Origin of the sequence: Dokdonia sp. R78006 (assembly GCF_042466145.1) — a bacterium.
Lineage (GTDB): Bacteria > Bacteroidota > Bacteroidia > Flavobacteriales > Flavobacteriaceae > Dokdonia.
Genome location: NZ_JAXHBU010000001.1, coordinates 669970 through 689336, shown reverse-complemented (window position 1 = coordinate 689336; position 19367 = coordinate 669970). Strand labels below are relative to the sequence as shown.

The 19367-nt window shown below is 37.2% G+C and carries 13 protein-coding genes; 7 read left to right on the top strand and 6 right to left on the bottom strand.

Annotated features, from left to right (window positions below):
* Nucleotides 1–11: 11 nt before the first annotated feature.
* The 4 genes from SJY37_RS03150 to SJY37_RS03135 all read left to right on the top strand — a co-directional run bounded on the left by SJY37_RS03150 (nt 12) and on the right by SJY37_RS03135 (nt 6730).
* Nucleotides 12–2885 carry a glycosyl hydrolase gene (locus tag SJY37_RS03150; RefSeq protein ID WP_298329484.1) on the top strand — a complete coding sequence of 958 codons (2874 nt, stop codon included), beginning with the start codon at nt 12–14 and terminating at the stop codon, nt 2883–2885.
* Nucleotides 2886–3283: 398 nt separating this feature from the next.
* Complete coding sequence (locus SJY37_RS03145; protein ID WP_108877161.1) at nt 3284–3952, top strand: succinate dehydrogenase cytochrome b subunit; 669 nt, start codon at nt 3284–3286, stop codon at nt 3950–3952.
* Nucleotides 3953–3963: 11 nt separating this feature from the next.
* Entirely contained in the window at nt 3964–5976 is a 2013-nt protein-coding gene (locus SJY37_RS03140; protein WP_298329477.1) for a fumarate reductase/succinate dehydrogenase flavoprotein subunit, read from the top strand.
* Nucleotides 5977–5983: 7 nt separating this feature from the next.
* Nucleotides 5984–6730 carry a succinate dehydrogenase/fumarate reductase iron-sulfur subunit gene (locus tag SJY37_RS03135; RefSeq protein ID WP_108877159.1) on the top strand — a complete coding sequence of 249 codons (747 nt, stop codon included), beginning with the start codon at nt 5984–5986 and terminating at the stop codon, nt 6728–6730.
* Nucleotides 6731–6997: 267 nt separating this feature from the next.
* Here the strand turns inward: SJY37_RS03135 and SJY37_RS03130 are convergent, their stop codons facing one another.
* Entirely contained in the window at nt 6998–7150 is a 153-nt protein-coding gene (locus tag SJY37_RS03130; protein ID WP_013751007.1) for a hypothetical protein, read from the bottom strand.
* A 286-nt stretch (nt 7151–7436) separates the two neighbouring features.
* Nucleotides 7437–9677 carry an inorganic phosphate transporter gene (locus SJY37_RS03125; RefSeq protein WP_298329471.1) on the bottom strand — a complete coding sequence of 747 codons (2241 nt, stop codon included), beginning with the start codon at nt 9675–9677 and terminating at the stop codon, nt 7437–7439.
* Nucleotides 9678–9998: 321 nt separating this feature from the next.
* Here SJY37_RS03125 and SJY37_RS03120 point away from each other — a divergent pair, with 321 nt between their 5' ends.
* A complete protein-coding gene (locus SJY37_RS03120) occupies nt 9999–10364 on the top strand; it encodes a toxin-antitoxin system YwqK family antitoxin (protein WP_041295652.1) in 366 nt (121 codons plus the stop codon).
* Between the two features lie 95 nt (nt 10365–10459).
* On the opposite strand, the gene SJY37_RS03115 is transcribed toward SJY37_RS03120, so the two are convergent.
* Nucleotides 10460–13294, bottom strand: coding sequence for an outer membrane beta-barrel protein (locus SJY37_RS03115; protein ID WP_379952813.1), 2835 nt, complete (start codon nt 13292–13294; stop codon nt 10460–10462).
* 84 nt (nt 13295–13378) lie between these two features.
* The gene (locus SJY37_RS03110) at nt 13379–14641 is read right to left on the bottom strand and encodes a hypothetical protein (RefSeq protein WP_298329463.1); all 1263 of its coding nucleotides are present in this window, start codon (nt 14639–14641) and stop codon (nt 13379–13381) included.
* Between the two features lie 247 nt (nt 14642–14888).
* Here SJY37_RS03110 and dgt point away from each other — a divergent pair, with 247 nt between their 5' ends.
* Nucleotides 14889–16220, top strand: coding sequence for a dGTP triphosphohydrolase (gene dgt / locus SJY37_RS03105; protein WP_379953354.1), 1332 nt, complete (start codon nt 14889–14891; stop codon nt 16218–16220).
* Between the two features lie 53 nt (nt 16221–16273).
* Here the strand turns inward: dgt and SJY37_RS03100 are convergent, their stop codons facing one another.
* Entirely contained in the window at nt 16274–18052 is a 1779-nt protein-coding gene (locus tag SJY37_RS03100) for a 1-deoxy-D-xylulose-5-phosphate synthase (protein WP_379952812.1), read from the bottom strand.
* Nucleotides 18053–18090: 38 nt separating this feature from the next.
* On the opposite strand from SJY37_RS03100, the gene SJY37_RS03095 reads away from it, so the two are divergent.
* A complete protein-coding gene (locus tag SJY37_RS03095) occupies nt 18091–18540 on the top strand; it encodes a nucleoside deaminase (RefSeq protein WP_298329458.1) in 450 nt (149 codons plus the stop codon).
* A 60-nt stretch (nt 18541–18600) separates the two neighbouring features.
* Here SJY37_RS03095 and SJY37_RS03090 read toward each other — a convergent pair whose 3' ends face one another.
* Nucleotides 18601–19365 carry a TIGR03915 family putative DNA repair protein gene (locus SJY37_RS03090; protein ID WP_366519239.1) on the bottom strand — a complete coding sequence of 255 codons (765 nt, stop codon included), beginning with the start codon at nt 19363–19365 and terminating at the stop codon, nt 18601–18603.
* Nucleotides 19366–19367: the final 2 nt, after the last annotated feature.

The following is a 19367-nucleotide window of genomic DNA, read 5'->3' as shown; positions in this document are numbered from 1 at the left end:
ATCCAAACCAAATGAAATTACGTTATTTCCTTGCCTCAAGTGCGGTTCTTTTCGCACTTACTAAAGGGCAGTCACAACAACCAGCGACCTCGATACAATTACAAGAACAGGCAGTGCTCCAAAAAGAGCAGTCGCTTAGTAATAGTATTGTAAAAAATATCCCTTTTGAAAACATAGGGCCTTCGGTAATGAGTGGTCGTATTGTAGATATTGCAGTAAATCCAGATATGCCTTCAGAGTTTTATGCAGGCTATGCAAGTGGTGGTTTATGGTACACTAATAATAACGGAACCACTTTTATACCGGTAATGGATAATGCACCTACGCAAAATGTAGGAGAAGTTACTGTGGACTGGAAAAGCGGAACTATATGGGTAGGTACTGGAGAGAATAACGCATCTAGATCTAGTTATGCGGGTATCGGGTTATTGAAATCTACAGATAAAGGAGCAACGTGGCAAAATATGGGGCTTATAGATAGTCACCACATTGGACGTATTTTAATAAATCCATCTAATCCAGATGAGGTTGTCGTAGGAGCACTAGGTCATCTATATTCAGATAACGAAGAGCGAGGAATTTATAAAACAAAGGATGGTGGTAAGACCTGGAAGAAAACCTTAATTATTGATAATAAAACGGGAATTATAGATATAGATAATGATCCGGCTAACTTTAATTTGATGTATGCCTCGGCATGGCAAAAGGACCGCAAGGCATGGAACTTCGAAGGAGCGGGTGCTGGATCTGGAATTTATAAGAGTACAGATGGTGGAGATACGTGGCAACAGCTTAACTCATTCCCTTCTGGTGATGGTGTTGGTAGAATAGGTATTGCTGTCTATGATGAAAATACGGTGTATGCAGTGCATGATAGCCAGTTTCGACGTGAGGGTGAGGGAAAGAAATCGTCATCATCAAGTAAATTAGAAAAAGACGATTTCAAAACAATGTCTAAAGATGCATTATTAGCCCTTGATGACAAGAAATTAGATGACTACTTAAAGCGAAATGGCTTTCAAGAAAAATATCGTGCTGCAAATGTGAAATCTATGGTGCGTCAAGGAGATGTACAACCAGTAGATCTTGCCACTTACTTAGAAACTGCAAATATTCAAATGTTTGATACACCTGTAGTAGGAGCAGAGGTGTATAGATCTAATGATGGTGGAGCAACTTGGAGCAAGACTCACGAGGGATATATAGAGGATTTGTATTACAGCTACGGGTATTACTTTGGAGAGATTAATGTAAACCCATCAGATGCTCAAGATATTTACATTTACGGTGTGCCCATTGTAAAGTCTAAAGATGGCGGAAAGACGTTTACAAGTATCAATGCTCCTAACGTACACTCAGATCACCATGCGCTGTGGATTAATCCTAAAAATGAAAATCATCTTATTAATGGAAACGATGGAGGTATAAATATTTCATATGATGATGGTGCTAGCTGGATAAAGGCAAATGATCCATCTGTTGGTCAGTTTTACTTTATTCAAGTAGATAATGAGGAGCCTTATAATATATATGGAGGATTACAAGATAATGGTGTGTGGGTAGCTCCTAGTACTGCACAAGAAAGTAGAGGCTGGTTGCAAAGCGGGCAGTATCCTTGGGAAAGTATCATGGGTGGTGACGGTATGCAAGTTCAAGTAGATAGTCGTGATGCAAATATTGTGTACACAGGATTTCAGTTTGGTAACTACTTCAGGATTAATCGCGAGACGGGAGAAAATAAGCGATTTGATATAAAGCATACACTAGGAGAGAAGCCATATCGTTTTAATTGGCAAACGCCTATTTTACTAAGTTCTCATAACCAGGATATTTTATATCTAGGAGGTAATAAACTCATGAGATCTATGGATCAAGGTGATAGCTGGACTGCAATAAGCCCAGACCTTACACATGGCGGTAAGCCTGGTAATGTGGCTTATGGAACTCTTACTTCAGTTTCAGAGTCTCCTTTTCAATTTGGGTTGATATACACAGGAAGTGATGATGGTAAGATTTCTGTAACAAAGAATGGCGGAAGCGACTGGCAAGTGATTAGTAACACATTGCCTAAAGATTTGTGGGTATCACGTGTCGTGGCTTCAGAGCATAAGAAGGAGCGAGTATATGCTACCTTAAATGGATATCGCTGGGATGATTTTGCAACGTATATCTACGTATCTGATAATTACGGGCAAACATGGAGGAATATTTCTGCAGGGATTCCTATGTCTCCTGTAAATGTGATTATCGAAGATCCTGTAAAAGAAAATATCATTTACGTAGGTACAGATAATGGTGCTTATGTGAGCATGAATGGCGGTGAGAGTTATAACGCTTTCGCGAAAGCGGTATCAGATAAAACCACTGCACCGCTACCAGCAGTAGCAGTTCACGATATGAAAATCCAGAAAAAGGCAAATCACCTATTACTAGGAACGCACGGCCGAAGCATATACAGAGCAGATCTAGCACCTATACAGCAAGTAAATACAGGGGCAAATGCTCAAATATTTGACATTGCTAGTGTAAGATCAAGCGGGAGATGGGGTAATAGTTGGAGCAGCTGGTCTGCACCAAACGAGCCAAATGTTGCAATCAATTACTACACAAGCAACGCAGGTAAATTTTCTATGGTCATTAAGGATGCAGAGGGGAAAGAAGTGCAACGAGTAGCATTACTACCTTCGGCGGGACTTAATGTGTTTAATTACGATCTTTCTATAGCAGAAAAAGGGAAGAAGATACTTGAAATGGCAAACTCTTCATTAGACATTCAGAAAGCCAAAAGTGGTAAATATTATCTCCCAAAAGGAGTGTATACAGTTTCCCTTGATGGTGGAGGAGGTAATAGTAATGCAGCGCAAACTACCTTAGAGATTAAATAATATAATTAGACAAGATTTTTTAAACCCTGTACCAAGTGTACGGGGTTTTTCGTTTTAAAAAGACACTGATTACCGAAGAGAAGATGTAATCCTTGGTTATGTTGCGTCTATTCATAAGTTTAAAATGTCATAGTAAATCTGACTGAAATAGGTCTTTGGAATTGAAATTACGCTTTCGCGAAAGCGTAAAAATTTATAAATCTCTCTTAAAAGTTTTCAATAATATTGAAAATGTTGAACGTAAAATGGAGTTTTTGCAATGTCTACCTTTTAGTGTTGAACATAGTTGTGTTTTTTTCTTATAATGATTCTAAATAATAACAATGCTTTCCTTGTATAGTTGCCAAAACAACGTTTGCGCCGTATTTTTGTATAGATTATTCCAAACCAAAAATTAAATGAGCGGATTATTAAAATCTTCGATTGGCCGAAAGGTAGCCATGGCGCTATCAGGTCTTTTTCTAGTTGTCTTTTTAACACAGCACTTTGTAATTAACAGTACAGCGGTTATTGCGCCAGATACATTTAATGCGTGGTCGCATTTTATGGGGTCTAACCCGCTAGTACAATATGGATTGCAGCCTGTTCTTATATTCGGAGTGGTTTTTCACTTCGTGATGGGATTTGTGTTAGAACTGCAAAACAGAAAAGCACGTCCAGTAGGATATGCACAGTATAAAGGAAGTGCAAATGCACCTTGGACATCACGTAACATGATTCTTTCGGGACTTGTGGTGCTTGCTTTCTTAGGACTTCACTTTTATGACTTCTGGATTCCAGAAATGATTCATAAATATGTAGAAACGCATCCAGAAGATCCTACAAGATATTATGCAGAGACTGTTCACAAATTTGAAAGCCCTGTACGTGTAGTACTATATGTGATTTCTTTTGTGCTACTAGCACTTCACTTATGGCACGGATTTGCATCGACATTCCAGTCGGTAGGATTTAATAATAAATACTCTGCTGGACTTTCAAAGTTTGCTAAAGTTTGGGCAATTACAATACCTGTAGGATTTATAATTATTGCAGTATACCTGCACTTTAATCAAATTCCTCACTAAAAAATAAAGCTATGGCATTAGATTCTAAAATACCCCAAGGACCACTAGCTGATAAGTGGACTAACTATAAAAATGAAATTAACCTTGTAAACCCTGCAAACAAACGTCTTATTGATGTGATTGTAGTAGGTACAGGTCTTGCCGGAGGATCTGCAGCAGCAACGCTTGCAGAACTAGGCTATAACGTAAAAGCTTTTTGCTTTCAAGATTCTCCACGTCGTGCGCACTCTATTGCAGCACAAGGAGGTATTAACGCAGCAAAGAACTACCAAGGTGATGGTGACTCTACCTACCGTTTATTTTATGATACGGTAAAAGGTGGTGATTACCGCTCACGTGAAGCAAACGTTTATCGTCTTGCTGAGGTTTCTACAAACATTATTGATCAGTGTGTAGCACAAGGAGTTCCTTTTGCACGTGATTATGGTGGTTTGCTAGATAACCGTTCTTTTGGTGGTGTACTTGTAAGTCGTACTTTTTATGCAAAAGGACAAACAGGACAACAATTACTACTAGGAGCATATTCTGCTATGAACCGTCAGATAGGTCGTGGTAAAATAAAAATGTATAACCGTCACGAGATGCTAGACGTCGTAAAGGTAGATGGTAAAGCTCGTGGTATTATCACTCGTAACCTAGTTACTGGAGAAATAGAGCGTCACTCTGCACATGCGGTTGTATTAGGAACTGGAGGATATGGAAACGTATTTTATCTTTCTACAAACGCAATGGGTTCTAACGTAACGGCAGCATGGAAGGCACACAAACGTGGTGCTTACTTTGCAAATCCTTGTTATACTCAGATACACCCTACATGTATACCAGTTTCTGGTGATCACCAGTCTAAGTTAACGCTTATGTCTGAGTCACTACGTAATGATGGTCGTATATGGGTGCCTAAGAAAAAAGAAGACGCGATTGCAATACGCGAAGGGAAGAAGAAGCCTACAGAGCTTACCGAAGACGAGAGAGATTATTATCTAGAGCGTCGCTACCCAGCCTTTGGTAACCTAGTACCACGTGATGTAGCATCTAGAGCTGCAAAAGAGCGTTGTGATGCTGGTTTTGGAGTAAACAAAACTGGAGAAGCAGTATACTTAGACTTTGCTAGCGCAATCGAGCGTTACGGTAAGGAACAAGCATACGTGCAGCATAAAGATGCAAATGACAAAGCAGTCGTAACAGAATTAGGAACAGAAGTAGTACGTAACAAATACGGAAACTTATTCCAGATGTATGAAAAGATTGTAGATCAGAATCCATACAAAACACCTATGATGATTTACCCAGCGGTACATTATACAATGGGAGGATTATGGGTAGATTATAACTTACAGACTTCTGTAGAGGGATTATATGCGATAGGAGAAGCAAACTTCTCAGATCACGGCGCAAACCGTTTAGGAGCTTCGGCTCTTATGCAAGGTCTTGCAGATGGATATTTTGTATTACCATATACAATAGGTGACTACTTATCTCATGATATACGTACAGGACCTATACCAACAGATACTCCAGAGTTTGAAGAAGCAGAGCAAAACGTGCGTAAGCAGGTAGATGCTTTAGTAAATAACAATGGAACAAAATCTGTAGACTACTTCCACAAGAAGTTAGGTAAGATTATGTGGAACAAATGTGGTATGTCACGTAATGCGACAGATCTACAGAGCGCCATTGATGAGATTGCAGAACTACGTAGTGATTTCTATAAAGAAGTACGTGTACCTGGAGGACAGAATGAGTTTAACGAAGAACTTGCAAAAGCACTTCGTGTAGCAGATTTCTTAGAGCTAGGTGAGTTATTTGCAAAAGATGCATTAACACGTAACGAATCTGCTGGTGGACACTTTAGAGAAGAGTCTGTTGAGCTAGATGGACCACAAAAAGGAGAAGCACTTCGTGATGATGAAAACTTCACATTTGTATCTGCTTGGGAATATAAAGGAGCACCTAAGGATGCTGTTCTTCATAAAGAAGAACTAGAGTTTGAAAATATTGAGTTAAAACAAAGAAGCTATAAATAAGAAGACGATGAAACTAACGCTAAAGGTATGGCGCCAGAAAAACGCCACAGCTAAAGGAAGCATAGTAACGTACCCAATCGATGGTATCGATGGAGATATGTCTTTCTTAGAAATGATGGATATGCTTAACAATAAGCTTATCCTCGAAGGAGATGAACCTGTAACATTTGATCACGATTGTCGTGAGGGAATTTGTGGTTCATGTTCTATGTTTATTAACGGTGAGGCGCATGGTCCAGATAGACTTGTAACTACTTGCCAATTGCACATGCGTAAATTTAAGGATGGTGATACTATCACTATAGAGCCTTTTAGAGCAGCGGGATTCCCTGTTATAAAGGATCTTATGGTAGATCGTTCTTCTTTTGACCGCATACAGCATGCTGGAGGATTTATATCTGTAAATACTTCTGGTAACACACAAGATGCAAACTCGATTCCTATCGAAAAGGAAAATGCAGACGACGCATTCGCGGCGGCTACATGTATCGGTTGTGGTGCTTGTGTTGCAAGTTGTAAAAACTCTAGTGCTATGCTATTTGTAGGAGCAAAAGTGAGTCAGTTTGCATTACTTCCACAAGGAGAAGTAGAGGCAACTACTCGTGTTCTCAACATGGTAAAGCAAATGGATGAAGAAGGTTTTGGTAACTGTACAAACACTGGTGCTTGTGAGGTTGAGTGTCCTAAGGGAATATCTCTAGAAAACATCGCACGTATGAACCGTGAGTACCTTTCTGCTTCACTAAAAGGATAATTTATATTCGCTTTCGCGAAAAAGTTATAGATAATAAAAAGCCCGAATTCCATATGGAATTCGGGCTTTTTTATGTTTTGCATTCTAGTTCAAAAGGTTTGATTTCGATTGGATTAGGGGTAAATACCCCGTTAATTTTTAATAAATGAGGTGCATATTTGCTATGTATAAATCCTCAAAATCATAATTATGAAAATTACAATCATTATTATTGTGTGTATCCTTTTAGCAATCGCATTTATACCTTAGAATTTCCGTTTAAATATATTATAATCCTAATGCAAAGTAAGTTGCTACCACTGCAATGATTAGTATTACTAATGTTATAATTATAAAAGTCGCGCCAAAGCGTGTCTTCTTATTATCTTGAAGTAAATACTCATCTGTTGGATCTTTTTCGTCCTTAACTATATCTGCCATAGTATTAATTTTTGGTTAGATGATAATATTAAGGATTACTGCTGCTATTTCATTTTGTCTTAAGTAAGATTAACAGACGTTTTTAGTAAGCTTTAACGCTTTGAGCCGTTTTTAGGTGTTATTCGACTATATTGCCTTACTTTAGTAATAAACAAGCTTTAAATCAATTGATAATGCTTTTTGCAGGGTATGATTACGCTTTCGCGAAAGCGTATCTACATCACAAATAAAAAATGCCAGAAACAAATAATGTTTCTGGCATTTTGATATACATGTGTGATACACTTTATTTTGATCTTTTGTGCTCGGTATTATAGAGTTCAAGTAAGTTCATGATCTCTTCTATAAGATCTTTAGTTTCTAATAATAGACCAAAGTACAAGGTGGTATTTTTAGGACTAGACTCTTCAGATCGTGTGCGCTCTACTTGCTTTTGAATCTTATCTGTTACGTGACCATAAAGCTCTTGTTTTCTACCTAAAAGCTTCTCTATTTTGTTGTAATTACGGTCTTTAAAAGCTTGAGCTGTTTCTTGTAAGAAGTCACACAGCTTGTTGTCTATTTCTTGTAAATCTCTAATTTGATTAAAACGTAGCGGTTTGTGATTGTTGTTAACGTGCTTGTAACTCACTTTTGCTATGTACTCAAGCGATTGAGTGATATCTTCAAGATATCCCAATATCTCTATGTAGAAGTTTGATCCTCGTACACTTGTTTCTTCTAGGTTTTTAATGAAATAGAAAATATTATTACGCAACTCATCTATCTCTTCATTAAGTTTTTCGACAGTGGCTCTGCTCTTTCTGAGGCTTCCTACCTTATTTTTAGCAAGACCCTTTAGGGTTCCTGTATAAATTTTGTCAGTACGAATAATCGTTTTTGCAATGTTATCTGCGCTTTCTTCGATAATACCAGAAATGGTTTTACTTTCTGCTTTACGAAGGTCTTCTTCAATTTTTGCTTCCTTATTTTTCTTTTTAGTAGATAAATAATTTCTTACGAGCATGGCAATAGCAAGGAAGAATAAGCCTATGATGGCAATATTCCCTCCTAGATACATTAAGTATGCTAGAATACCTGCCGCGGTAAATGCGCTAAATGCTGTCAAGAACCATCCGCTTATTACATTAAGAACACCAGCAACTCTATAAACAGCGCTTTCTGCTCCCCAAGCACGATCTGCTAGGGAAGTACCCATAGCAACCATAAAAGTAACATAAGTTGTAGATAATGGAAGCTTAAGTCCAGTAGCTACTGATATAAGAACACTTGCAATTACAAGATTTACGGCAGCTCTCACCATATCAAAAGCGGGTGCCTCTGATGCTTTTGTGTGGATTACAGTAGATGGTTCAAAGCTCTTGTTTATGCTTTGGCGCAGCTTTGCAGGTAATATTTTATTAACACCATTATTTGCAATGATAACTCCCCGTACTAAGTGTTGTGAAACCCAGTTAGGCTTAAATCGCTCTTTTACTTCATCTTGACGTGATAAATCTACAGAGGTTTTTACAACGCGTCTTGCTTTTTTACTAAACCACAATGTAAGAACCATGATTAAACCAGCAACCAGAAGTAAAATAGGTTGTGTAGGTACTTTTTCGGCAAGCTGCTCCATGCTGAATGCACTTGGTAATATTCCAGAACCAGACCAAGCTATAAATGAATTATAGGCAGCCATAGGAACCCCTATGAAGTTTACTAAGTCGTTACCAGCAAAGGCCATTGCGAGCGCAAAGGTTCCTAAGATGATAACAAGTTTGTATATATTTTGTTTAAGAATTGCATGAAACACCCAAGAGACTACGGTCCAAAGAATAAAGTTAGCTCCTAAGAATTGAATTAAATTATCATTTGCCCAGCTACTAAACTCAGGTGGTAAAATATTTGCTCCTTTTAATCCTTTAATAATTATAAAGTATGAAATAGATGAAACTGCAATACCTCCAAAAACAGCAGCAATCCAAGATGGTTTTTTCTCAAAATTGAAAGTCAAGAGGAATCTTGTTAAAAACTGTATAATGGCTCCTATAGTAAAGGCGATAAAAACAGAGAGTAGTATACCTAATATAATCTCCGTTGCCTTATCTGTATTGATATATTCACCTATCTGGGCAAGAGAATCACTATTGTTTGATATTTTAATAATGGACATAACCACAGAGGCTCCAAGTAGTTCAAATACTATAGAGACTGTTGTAGAGGTAGGCATACCAAGGCTGTTGAAGATATCAAGCAATATAATATCTGTAATCATGACAGCCATGAAGATGATCATAATCTCATTAAAATAAAACTGACTAGGATCAAAAATTCCTTTCCTAGCAACCTCCATCATACCACTAGAGGAGAGCGCGCCAAAAGCGATACCCACACTAGCCACAATCATCACTGTTTTAAAAGTAACTGCCTTAGATCCTATTGCAGAATTTAGAAAGTTTACTGCGTCATTACTCACTCCGACTACCAAATCTGCAATTGCGAGAATTGCCAACGCAGCAATCATAAAAATGTAAATATTTTCCATAAAATGTAAGCTGAAAAGCCAAGGTGGCAAAAATCTTAATTAAAAAAAGATTAAGCGTTATGTAAAGGTTATATCGAGCGAAAGATAATAACTTTTTACGTTGAACTATAATGCAAATTTATAGTATTCGCAGTACACTAGCAGCTTGTGAACAATAAAGAGATGTAGATTAAAATATGATTTAAAACAAAATTAACCCATTATAAATCAGTGGGTTACTAGCGTAATGTTAATTCAATGTAAATAAAATGTTATGTAAAAGTTTGTTTTATGTAAATTTTGTGTTACATTTATATCATAGAAAAATTAAAATCCCAAATTATGAAAAAGATAATGATGATAGCAGTTGCATTTTTAATGGTTGTTTCAATGCAAGCTCAAGAAAAAAACAATAAGCCTACATATGTAGAAGTAGGAGACCTAGTTAAGGCAACTTTATATTTTGATAATGGTGAAGTTAGTCAAACAGGTTTTTATACTAAGGAAGGACAGGTTACTGGACAATGGATTAGTTATAACCGTGATGGAGATAAAACTGCCAAAGCTCAATATGACAATGGAACTAAAGTAGGTACTTGGTTCTTTTGGTCAAGTGATAAACTTACTGAGGTAGACTATCAAGATTCAAGAGTAGCTTCTGTTAATACTTGGAAAAATGAAGGTTCCAAAGTAGCTAGTAATAGATAATAGCGCTTTTGCGAAAGCGTAAAACGATACTAATAAAAAAAGGTCTCCAATTATGGAGACCTTTTTTTGTGGCTAATTTAGATAATAATAGTTCATTAGAACTTAAAGCTATAGCTTAAGCTAAAATCTTGTCCAGGACTCCACTTAGAGTATAACTGATCTTCTGCTTTGTAAGATTGAAAAACACTCTCACGATCATCATTAAGTAAGTTTCCTGCTTTAAATGTGATTGTTTGATTTTGATCTTCTCCAAATGACTTTGAAATATTGAATTTTAAGTCATTAAAAGGAAGTGTATATACATCTGCAATTTCTCCTGCTCCTACAATTTGAAGTGTTTTACCTTGAACATTGTAAGACAGACTTGATTTCCATGCGGAATCCTCAGATTCGAAAGCAATACCAGCATTTAATAAAAATGGTGATTGTCCTTGTAAAACTCTTCCAGAGTCAAGAGTTTCTCCATCTCTCAGTAAGTTTTCTCTCAACAATCTCTCGTCTTCATTGTATGTTTCGTCAGACTCAATAATAGAGTAGTTTACATTTAGCGAGAAGTTGTTAAGTCCTATAAAATCTAGGTTTTTACGTAGCTCAATTTCTGCTCCTATTACATCTGCATCTCCTAGGTTACGTGGTGTTACCTGTCCCGTTGCCTCAGCAAAAAATGTTAGTTCAATAGGGTCTTTGAAGCTTTTGTAAAAACCACTAATTGCTGCAAAATCTCCTATGTTAAACTTCTTATCACTAGCTCCATAAATCTCATATCTTAGGTCTAAGTTGTTTATGTAAGTAGGCTGTAAATTTATATTACCTATAAAAAGTTCGTTTTCAATAGGATTAAATATTTGTGCAAGTGAAGCTTCTTTAAATGAAGGGCGTGCTGTAGTTCTAGAGTATGATGCTCTAATCTTTTTATTCCCATCCTCGTTAAGATCAAAAATTAAATTTGCAGAAGGAAATAAATCTGCTTTATCTAAGATTCTTTCGTCATTAAAAACATTTCCTTGTTGATCTTGTCCCGTATAAATCAGGTCAAATTTTTCAAAACGTAATCCCACAATTGCTGTAAACCATGAAGCAGGTCTAAGTTCTTCTGATAAGTATAATGCACCTACATTGATATTTGAATCGTACTGATCATTATCATTAGAATCTCTTCTCACAAAGAAACCACTATCAGAATCTGGATTATATATGTTTTGTCCTAGTATTACATTAGGGTCTCCGTTTAAAAGAGCGCTATTGAAGTTTCTAAAAGGTGTTGCAAAACGTACTGTTTTGAAATCACGTTGCTTGTAAGTATATGCCGCACCAAATTTGAATTTTGCATCTTTTGCAAATAGTTCATGTTTGCGGGTCACATCTAATTTACCAGCTAGGTTTATCTCATCAAGATTTCTGAAAAAACGTGAAGCATCACCAGATTCACTCGGGCTTATTGTAAAGCTCCCATCTTCATCATTAACTAGAAATGGAGTTGTACGGAAGTCCTTATCGTCTACTCTTGAAAAAGTAGGAGATAGTTTCCACTCCGTTGTCCAAGTGGCATCTTCATTAGTGTGTTTTCCACTTAAAAGTACATTTGTAAGAGCGCGTTCTGTATAAATTAAGATGTCCTTCTTAATGGTGTTACTGTTGTCTATTCTGTTAGTTTGACTAAGTAGTGAAGCACCAGATTCACCATTTTGAATGTGTAGTACGTTAAGGCGGTATTTAGAGTTGTCAGTTTTATAAGACAATCCACCTAGTGCACTTATAAGAACATTGTTTTCTCCTCTTTCACCTTGTTGTGTTCTGTCTGTATTTAGTTCAAAAATGCTTGCATCGGTATCTTTTCTAAAACGTTGTCCATCTACATAATCATCATAATATGTGGTTTCATTACGGTAAGAAACAGAAGCAAGGTATCCAAGTTTGTTATCACCTACATCATAAGAGTTTCCTGTAGTAAAAGATAAGTTGAAGTCTGCCCCACTGTTTTCTCTCTGTGCAGCTAGTACAGGATTAAGTCTACCTGCTAGAAAAGAAGCAGTGTTAGGCGTGTTTGTAGGAAAGTCAAATACCTGATTTTCATTAAAAGGGTTAGTTCGCTGTCCATTATCATAACCTAGAAAATCTGTTCCACTAGATTCGTTACTTATGTAGCTATCATTAAAGTGAAAATTAGGATTATAGCCAAGGCCTATAGAAGCACTAGTTTCTTTTCCGTTAGGGATGTCTTTAGTAACTATATCAACTACACCACCAGTAAAATCTGCTGGTTGATCTGCTGTAGAGGATTTTACAACTATGATATTTTCCAAAATCGAAGAAGGGAAAATGTCAAGTTGTAGTGTGTTTCTGTCTGGATCAAGTCCAGGTACATCTACACCATTGAGTATGGTTTTTGTATAACGATCGCCTAGACCTCTTACATATACATACTTTCCACCCTGAACAGATACTCCAGGAATGTTCTTTACTGCAGCAGCAACATTACTAGCGCCACTTTTCTTAATACTCTCTAATGACAATCCATCGAGCAATTGAACCGATTTTTTTTGAAGATTTAAAACTGATTGCTCTGTATTTTGACGACTAGTAGATGTGATGATAACTTCGTCTAATGATGCTCCAGATAATGTTACATCTAGATTTGTAGTATTATTTTCAGTGACAATCACTTCAGAAATTTGCTGTGTATTATATCCAACAAAAGAAAATTCTATGACATAGGTTCCAGGAGCAATCTCTAAAGTGTATTTCCCATCAAAGTCTGAAGTAGTACCCTTTGTTGTTCCTTGAACAATAACATTTGCAAAGGGCAATATGTCATTGAGCTGTCCATCATTAATAGTACCAGCGATAATTCCCGTTTGAGAATTTGCAGTTATTGCAGACAGTAAAAGTAAGAGTGAATATAAAACGGTTTTCATTATGTTATAATTCATAAGATTGCCCACCATTAATGGCGGGCAATCTATATTATTGTATAGTTTGTATGCGTGTGGGATGTTAAAGCTCCTTTGTATTATTTAGTCAATTACACCAGATGTAGTTGCTGCAGCAAATGTCCAAGCAAATACAGTAAGATCTGCACCTCCAGTTGTTCCAGCTGTTGTCCAATCTGCAGCTTGATCTGTAAATGATGGAGAAATAATAGTTTCTTCACCGTCTCCAGTTTTTTCAACAAAAATTGAATTTGCAGGAGTAACTCCTTCTACGATCCAGTTTGTAAATGAAATTAATCCACTAATGTAGTTTTGAGCAACTCCATTATTATCTAATTCTACGTCTTTACCATCTTGGAATCCTGTTACAAAAACATTGTTAGTTGCTCCTTGTGCACCATCTCTATAGTCTGCATATTCTCCGTTTGGAGCAGTTGCACTTCCTATTAGCGTAATGTTGTTAAGTGTGAAAGCACCGTTTAAAGATCCTTCTGGTCCATCTATTTCCAAAGCGTGATCAGAGATATCTCCAGCAATTACAACTGCATTTGTTACAGTTCCTGCATATGCTTGGTCAATGTCAAGACCATCATCTCCTTGAGCCCAAACTAAAAGGTTTGAAGCATTAACAGTACCTCCAAAAAATTCGATACCATCATCTACATTTCCTACAACCTCTACGTGATCAATAGTAGTTCCTGTTCCTACACCACCTAAAGTAAGTCCGTTAATTTCGTTACCCTCACCTATGAGTGTACCACCATGACGTATTGAAACATAAGTTATAGTTCCTGAGTTATCTGCTGCATCAGTACCTCCATAAAGACCGTTAGTATCACTAGCAGGTATTCCTTCAATTTGAGACGCTTCTACATCACCATCCTCAGAGATAGGTGCGTTACCTAATACGATAAGTCCTCCCCATAAACCACGAGTGTTTTCATCAAGAGTTCCTTCTGTTTGTCCTAATTGTATACCATCTGCACTAGATGTCATAATAATTGGAGCAGTAGCTGTTCCATTTGCTTCTATTTTTGCATCACGTGCAATAATTAAAACAGACGCATTTGCTTCTTGACCTGCAAATGCTTTAATGATTGTTCCTGGCTCTATTGTAAGCGTATTTCCAGCTGTTACAATAACACGCCCATCTAGTTGCCATATAGCGTCATTTGTTAATGTCATGTCTTCTGTGATGTTTCCAGAAAGTGTAGTGTCTACGCTATCTGTATCATCACCTCCTCCAGTTCCAGGAACTTCAGTTACTACGATAGGTTGATCATCATCACTTGAACATCCCGTTAAAATTCCACCTAATAAGGCTAGACTAAAAATTAATTTTTTCATGTTGGTTTTCGATTTGATTGTCATTTAAAATCTTCGATGCAAAGATGCTAGCATTATCTTTTTTTGAAGTTACCTCATTGTTATAGTTGCATTAGCTTCTTGTAATTTTAGTGTTATCTCAACGTTAAGACTGTTATGCAATTCTTTAGGTGTCATGTTTTTTACGCTTTCGCGAAAGCGTAAACCAATCAAAAAAAAGTAGAAAAAGACTATCTTTCCCCTTGCTAACAAAGGATTGAAAAAAATGATGCAATGGGAACGACTGCTTTCACTTAAGAGGCAAGGAGATACAAACAAACGCCTTCGTGCCGAACAAGACGAATCGCGACTAGGTTTTGAAGTAGATTATGATCGTATTATATTTTCTTCGGCTTTTAGAAGTTTACAAGACAAGACGCAGGTAATCCCTTTATCTAAAACTGATTTTGTTCATACACGACTCACTCACAGTTTAGAGGTCGCTGTTGTAGGAAGATCATTAGGGAGGCAAGTAGGGAAGCAGATTCTAGAAAAATACCCACACCTTTCTGAGGTTCACGGTTATAAGATGAATGATTTTGGGGCAATTGTAGCTGCAGCTGCACTAGCACATGATATTGGGAATCCTCCTTTTGGTCACTCTGGGGAAAAATCTATAGGTGACTATTTTAAAAATGGTGGAGGTAAGCGATTTAAGGCAGAGCTCACAGATAAGGAATATCAAGATCTATGCACATTTGAAGGAAATGCAAATGGATTTAAAATATTAACGGAATCTCGTCCTGGTGCAGATGGAGGTTTAAGACTTTCATATGCTACTTTAGGTACGTTTATGAAGTACCCAAAAGAATCGCTCCCACACAAACCTACAAATCATATTGCAGATAAAAAATATGGTTTCTTTCAAGATGACAAAGCCTCTTTTCAAGATGTAGCCGAAGAACTAGGTCTTATCCAGACTAGACATGGGAAGGATATAAGTTATGCGAGACATCCACTTACCTTCTTAGTAGAAGCGGCAGATGATATTTGCTATACCATCATAGATTTTGAAGATGGTATTAACTTAGGACTCATTCCGGAAGAATATGCTCTAGAATATCTTATAAAACTTGTTCCTCATATAAATAGCTCTAAATATTCTGCACTTACAGATAAAGCGGCAAGAGTAGGTTATCTGAGAGCACTCGCAATAGGAACTCTTATAGATGAAGCAGTTGCTATTTTTATGAAAAATGAAGAAGCTATCCTAGAAGGAGTATTTGATAAGGCATTGCTGGATAAATCTAAATATGAAGCGCAAATCAATGACGTTCTCAAAATAAGTATTTCAAATATTTATGAGAGTGACGAGGTGATTTCAAAAGAAATAGCGGGTTATGAAATTTTAAACACTTTATTATCTGCAAGATGCAATGCAATTACAGCAACGCCCACACATTATGACAATCTTGTTTTAAAGCTGTTTAAAACAAGGTCAGATGGTGATTATACTTTGTATCAAGAACTCTTAGAGATTTGTAATCAAGTGTCTGTGATGACAGATAGTAAATCTGTTAAAATATTTGAGCAACTTCAAGGAATGAATATTAATGGGTAATATTCAATCTTAAGACTTTATAATCGGCAGACTCATATAGTCTGCCGATTTTTTTATGCAAGATTTTTAAGAAGGCTAGTAATTGCGTTTACAGATATTCCAGCTTCTTCATATTGCTCATCTACGGTGGCGTGTTCTATAAACGCGTCTGGTATTCCTAGGACGGTGAGTTTACCTTTGTACGCTTTCGCGAAAGCGTAATCACCCACAACACTTCCTAGGCCGCCTATTTTTGAGCCATCTTCAATAGTAATTATATGCTTGTAGGTTTTAAAAACCTCGTCTAATAGGTCAGTGTCTATAGGTTTTAGAAAACCAATGTCGTAAACACCAAATGCTTGTTCTGACTTTTTTACTGCTGCTATAACATTCTTTAGAATGCTTCCTATACTTATAATAGCAACTTTTTCGCCTTTTTGAATACAGCGCCCTTCACCTATTTTAATCTTTTTAAAAGGAAGTTGCCAGTCTATATGAATACCACGACCGCGAGGATATCGTATGGCAATAGGATGCTCTAATCCAAGCTGTGCTGTATATAAAATATTGCGAAGCGCAATCTCATCACTTGGAGCATATATAATGAGATTAGGAATGCAATTGAGATATGCTAGATCAAAAACACCTTGATGAGTTCCGCCGTCTTGCCCCACGAGGCCAGCGCGATCTAAACAAAAAATCACAGGTAGATTTTGCAGCGCCACATCATGAATAATTTGGTCGTATGCCCGTTGTAAAAAAGTAGAGTAGATATTGCAATACACAACCATCCCCTCTGTAGCCATTCCTGCCGAAAGCGTTACGGCATGCTGCTCTGCGATACCTACATCAAATGCTCTGTCTGGAAAGGTGGCAATCATATATTTAAGAGAGCTGCCTGTAGGCATGGCAGGTGTAATACCTATTATTTTCTTATTAAGTGTAGCGAGCTCCACAATGGTATGCCCAAAAACATCTTGGTATTTTGGAGGCTCTGCTATTTCCTCTTTCTGTACTCTGATTCCAGTAATGGCATCAAATTTACCAGGTGCGTGATAGGTGATCTGTTCCTGTTCGGCGAGGGCTAGTCCCTTTCCTTTTGTGGTAATTACATGTAAGAATTTTGGACCTTTTACTTTTTTAAGAGCCTCTAAGGTTTCTAGTAGTTTAGGTAAATCATGACCGTCTACTGGGCCAAAATATTTAAAATTAAGCGCTTCAAAGATGTTGTCTTCTCTAGCAGTGCCCTTCTTTACATTAGTTAGATACTTTTTAAGAGCTCCCACACTTGGGTCAATTCCTATAGCATTGTCGTTAAGAATCACTAGTAGGTTAGCATCAGTTACTCCGGCATGATTCAATCCTTCAAAAGCCATACCGCTGGCTATAGAGGCATCTCCTATTACGGCGATGTGATGTCTATTTTTTTGGTCTTTTAATGTTGCGGCCATCGCCATACCTAACGCTGCAGAGATGGAAGTGCTACTGTGACCTGTGCCAAAGGTGTCATACACACTCTCCATACGGTTAGGAAAACCACTTATGCCGCCCTTTTGCCTGTTAGTATGAAAAACATCTTTACGTCCCGTTAGTATTTTATGTCCATAAGCTTGGTGACCCACGTCCCAGATAAGATTGTCTTCTGGGGTATTAAATATATAGTGTAGGGCAATTGTAAGTTCTACAACTCCTAAACTAGCGCCTAGATGACCTTCCTTAGTCGCAATAATATCAATAATAAAACGACGAAGCTCTACGGCAAGTTGGGGTAGTTGCTCTTGCGTCAATAGACGCAAATCGCTCGGTGTTTTTATAGTATCAAGAATACTCTCTGGCATGTTACAAAGGTACATCTTGAATATGTATTTTTATATTATTAAAAACAGGATACATGCTAGAACCTTATGATGATACTTACTTTATGAAGAAGGCTTTGCAAGAAGCGCAAGCCGCTTTTGATCAAGGTGAAATCCCTGTTGGTGCTGTGGTGGTAATTGATAACATGATTATTGCCAGAGCACACAATCTCACAGAGCGCTTAACAGATGTAACCGCACATGCAGAGATGCAAGCGATTACAAGTGCTTCTAGTTTTATAGGTGGTAAATATCTTCAGCAATGTACGTTGTATGTTACTTTAGAACCTTGTCAGATGTGTGCTGGTGCTCTCTACTGGAGTCAAATAGGGAGAATTGTTTATGGTGCAAAAGATTTGAGGCGTGGTTATGATGTGATGGGTACCACTTTACATCCTAAGACAAAAGTAAAAAGCGGAGTGCTCGCTCAAGAGTGTGAAAGTATCATGAAGCGCTTTTTTGTAGATAAGCGCAACCTTAACTAACGAGCTAGTTTATTATTTACTTGTTATAGTTACGCTTTCGCGAAAGCGTAATGACCCAATTTACGGCTGTTTTTCACTTAAATACTTCCAGTACCTCTTAGGTACATGCTGTAAGTGTAATCTCATGTTTTTACGAGACGGAATATTGGTGCTTTTAAAATAGTTTTTCCATAAGTCTTGATAGTGCATTTCATCATGTGTGAAGTAAAATGGCGCAGCAAGACTACTATTAATATCATTTGAGATTTCAAGCTGCACATAGTTGACAGTCTTTAAATCATAAAAAATCCCATAATTTCTACAGCGATCATAGATGAGCCATTTTTGATCTGCATATCTATTTTTAAAGTGGATGGCATTGAGTGGTAATGTGTCAAAATCTGGTTCTACCTCTGCAAAATAAACGTTGTCCTTAGTGAGTCTAAATCTTATAAAGGCATCCATTCTATGTTTCTCGCGTCCTACAATTTTAACCAAGTTGGTAAGTCTCAAAACGTCGATATCTGCAAAGTTATCTGTTACATTTTCGCCTTTAAATCCCCTTTTAATGATACGTAAAAGTACCTGCTCTCTATCTGATTGCTCACTTAAAAATGCTTTGTAGATGAGATTCCCAGCTTTCTTTCCTATTTTATCTTCAATGCCTTTCCACACGCGATCAGATTTTATTTGATCTGTGTAAATAGTGTGCTCTTCATCAAAGAAATTTACGGTTACTAGTCGCTCGCTTACAATTTTTACTCGTATAGGTTTGCGGTCATAAACTTCAAATACTGCAGTGAGAAAACCTTCGAAAGTTCCATCATAGATATATTGATCTATCATTC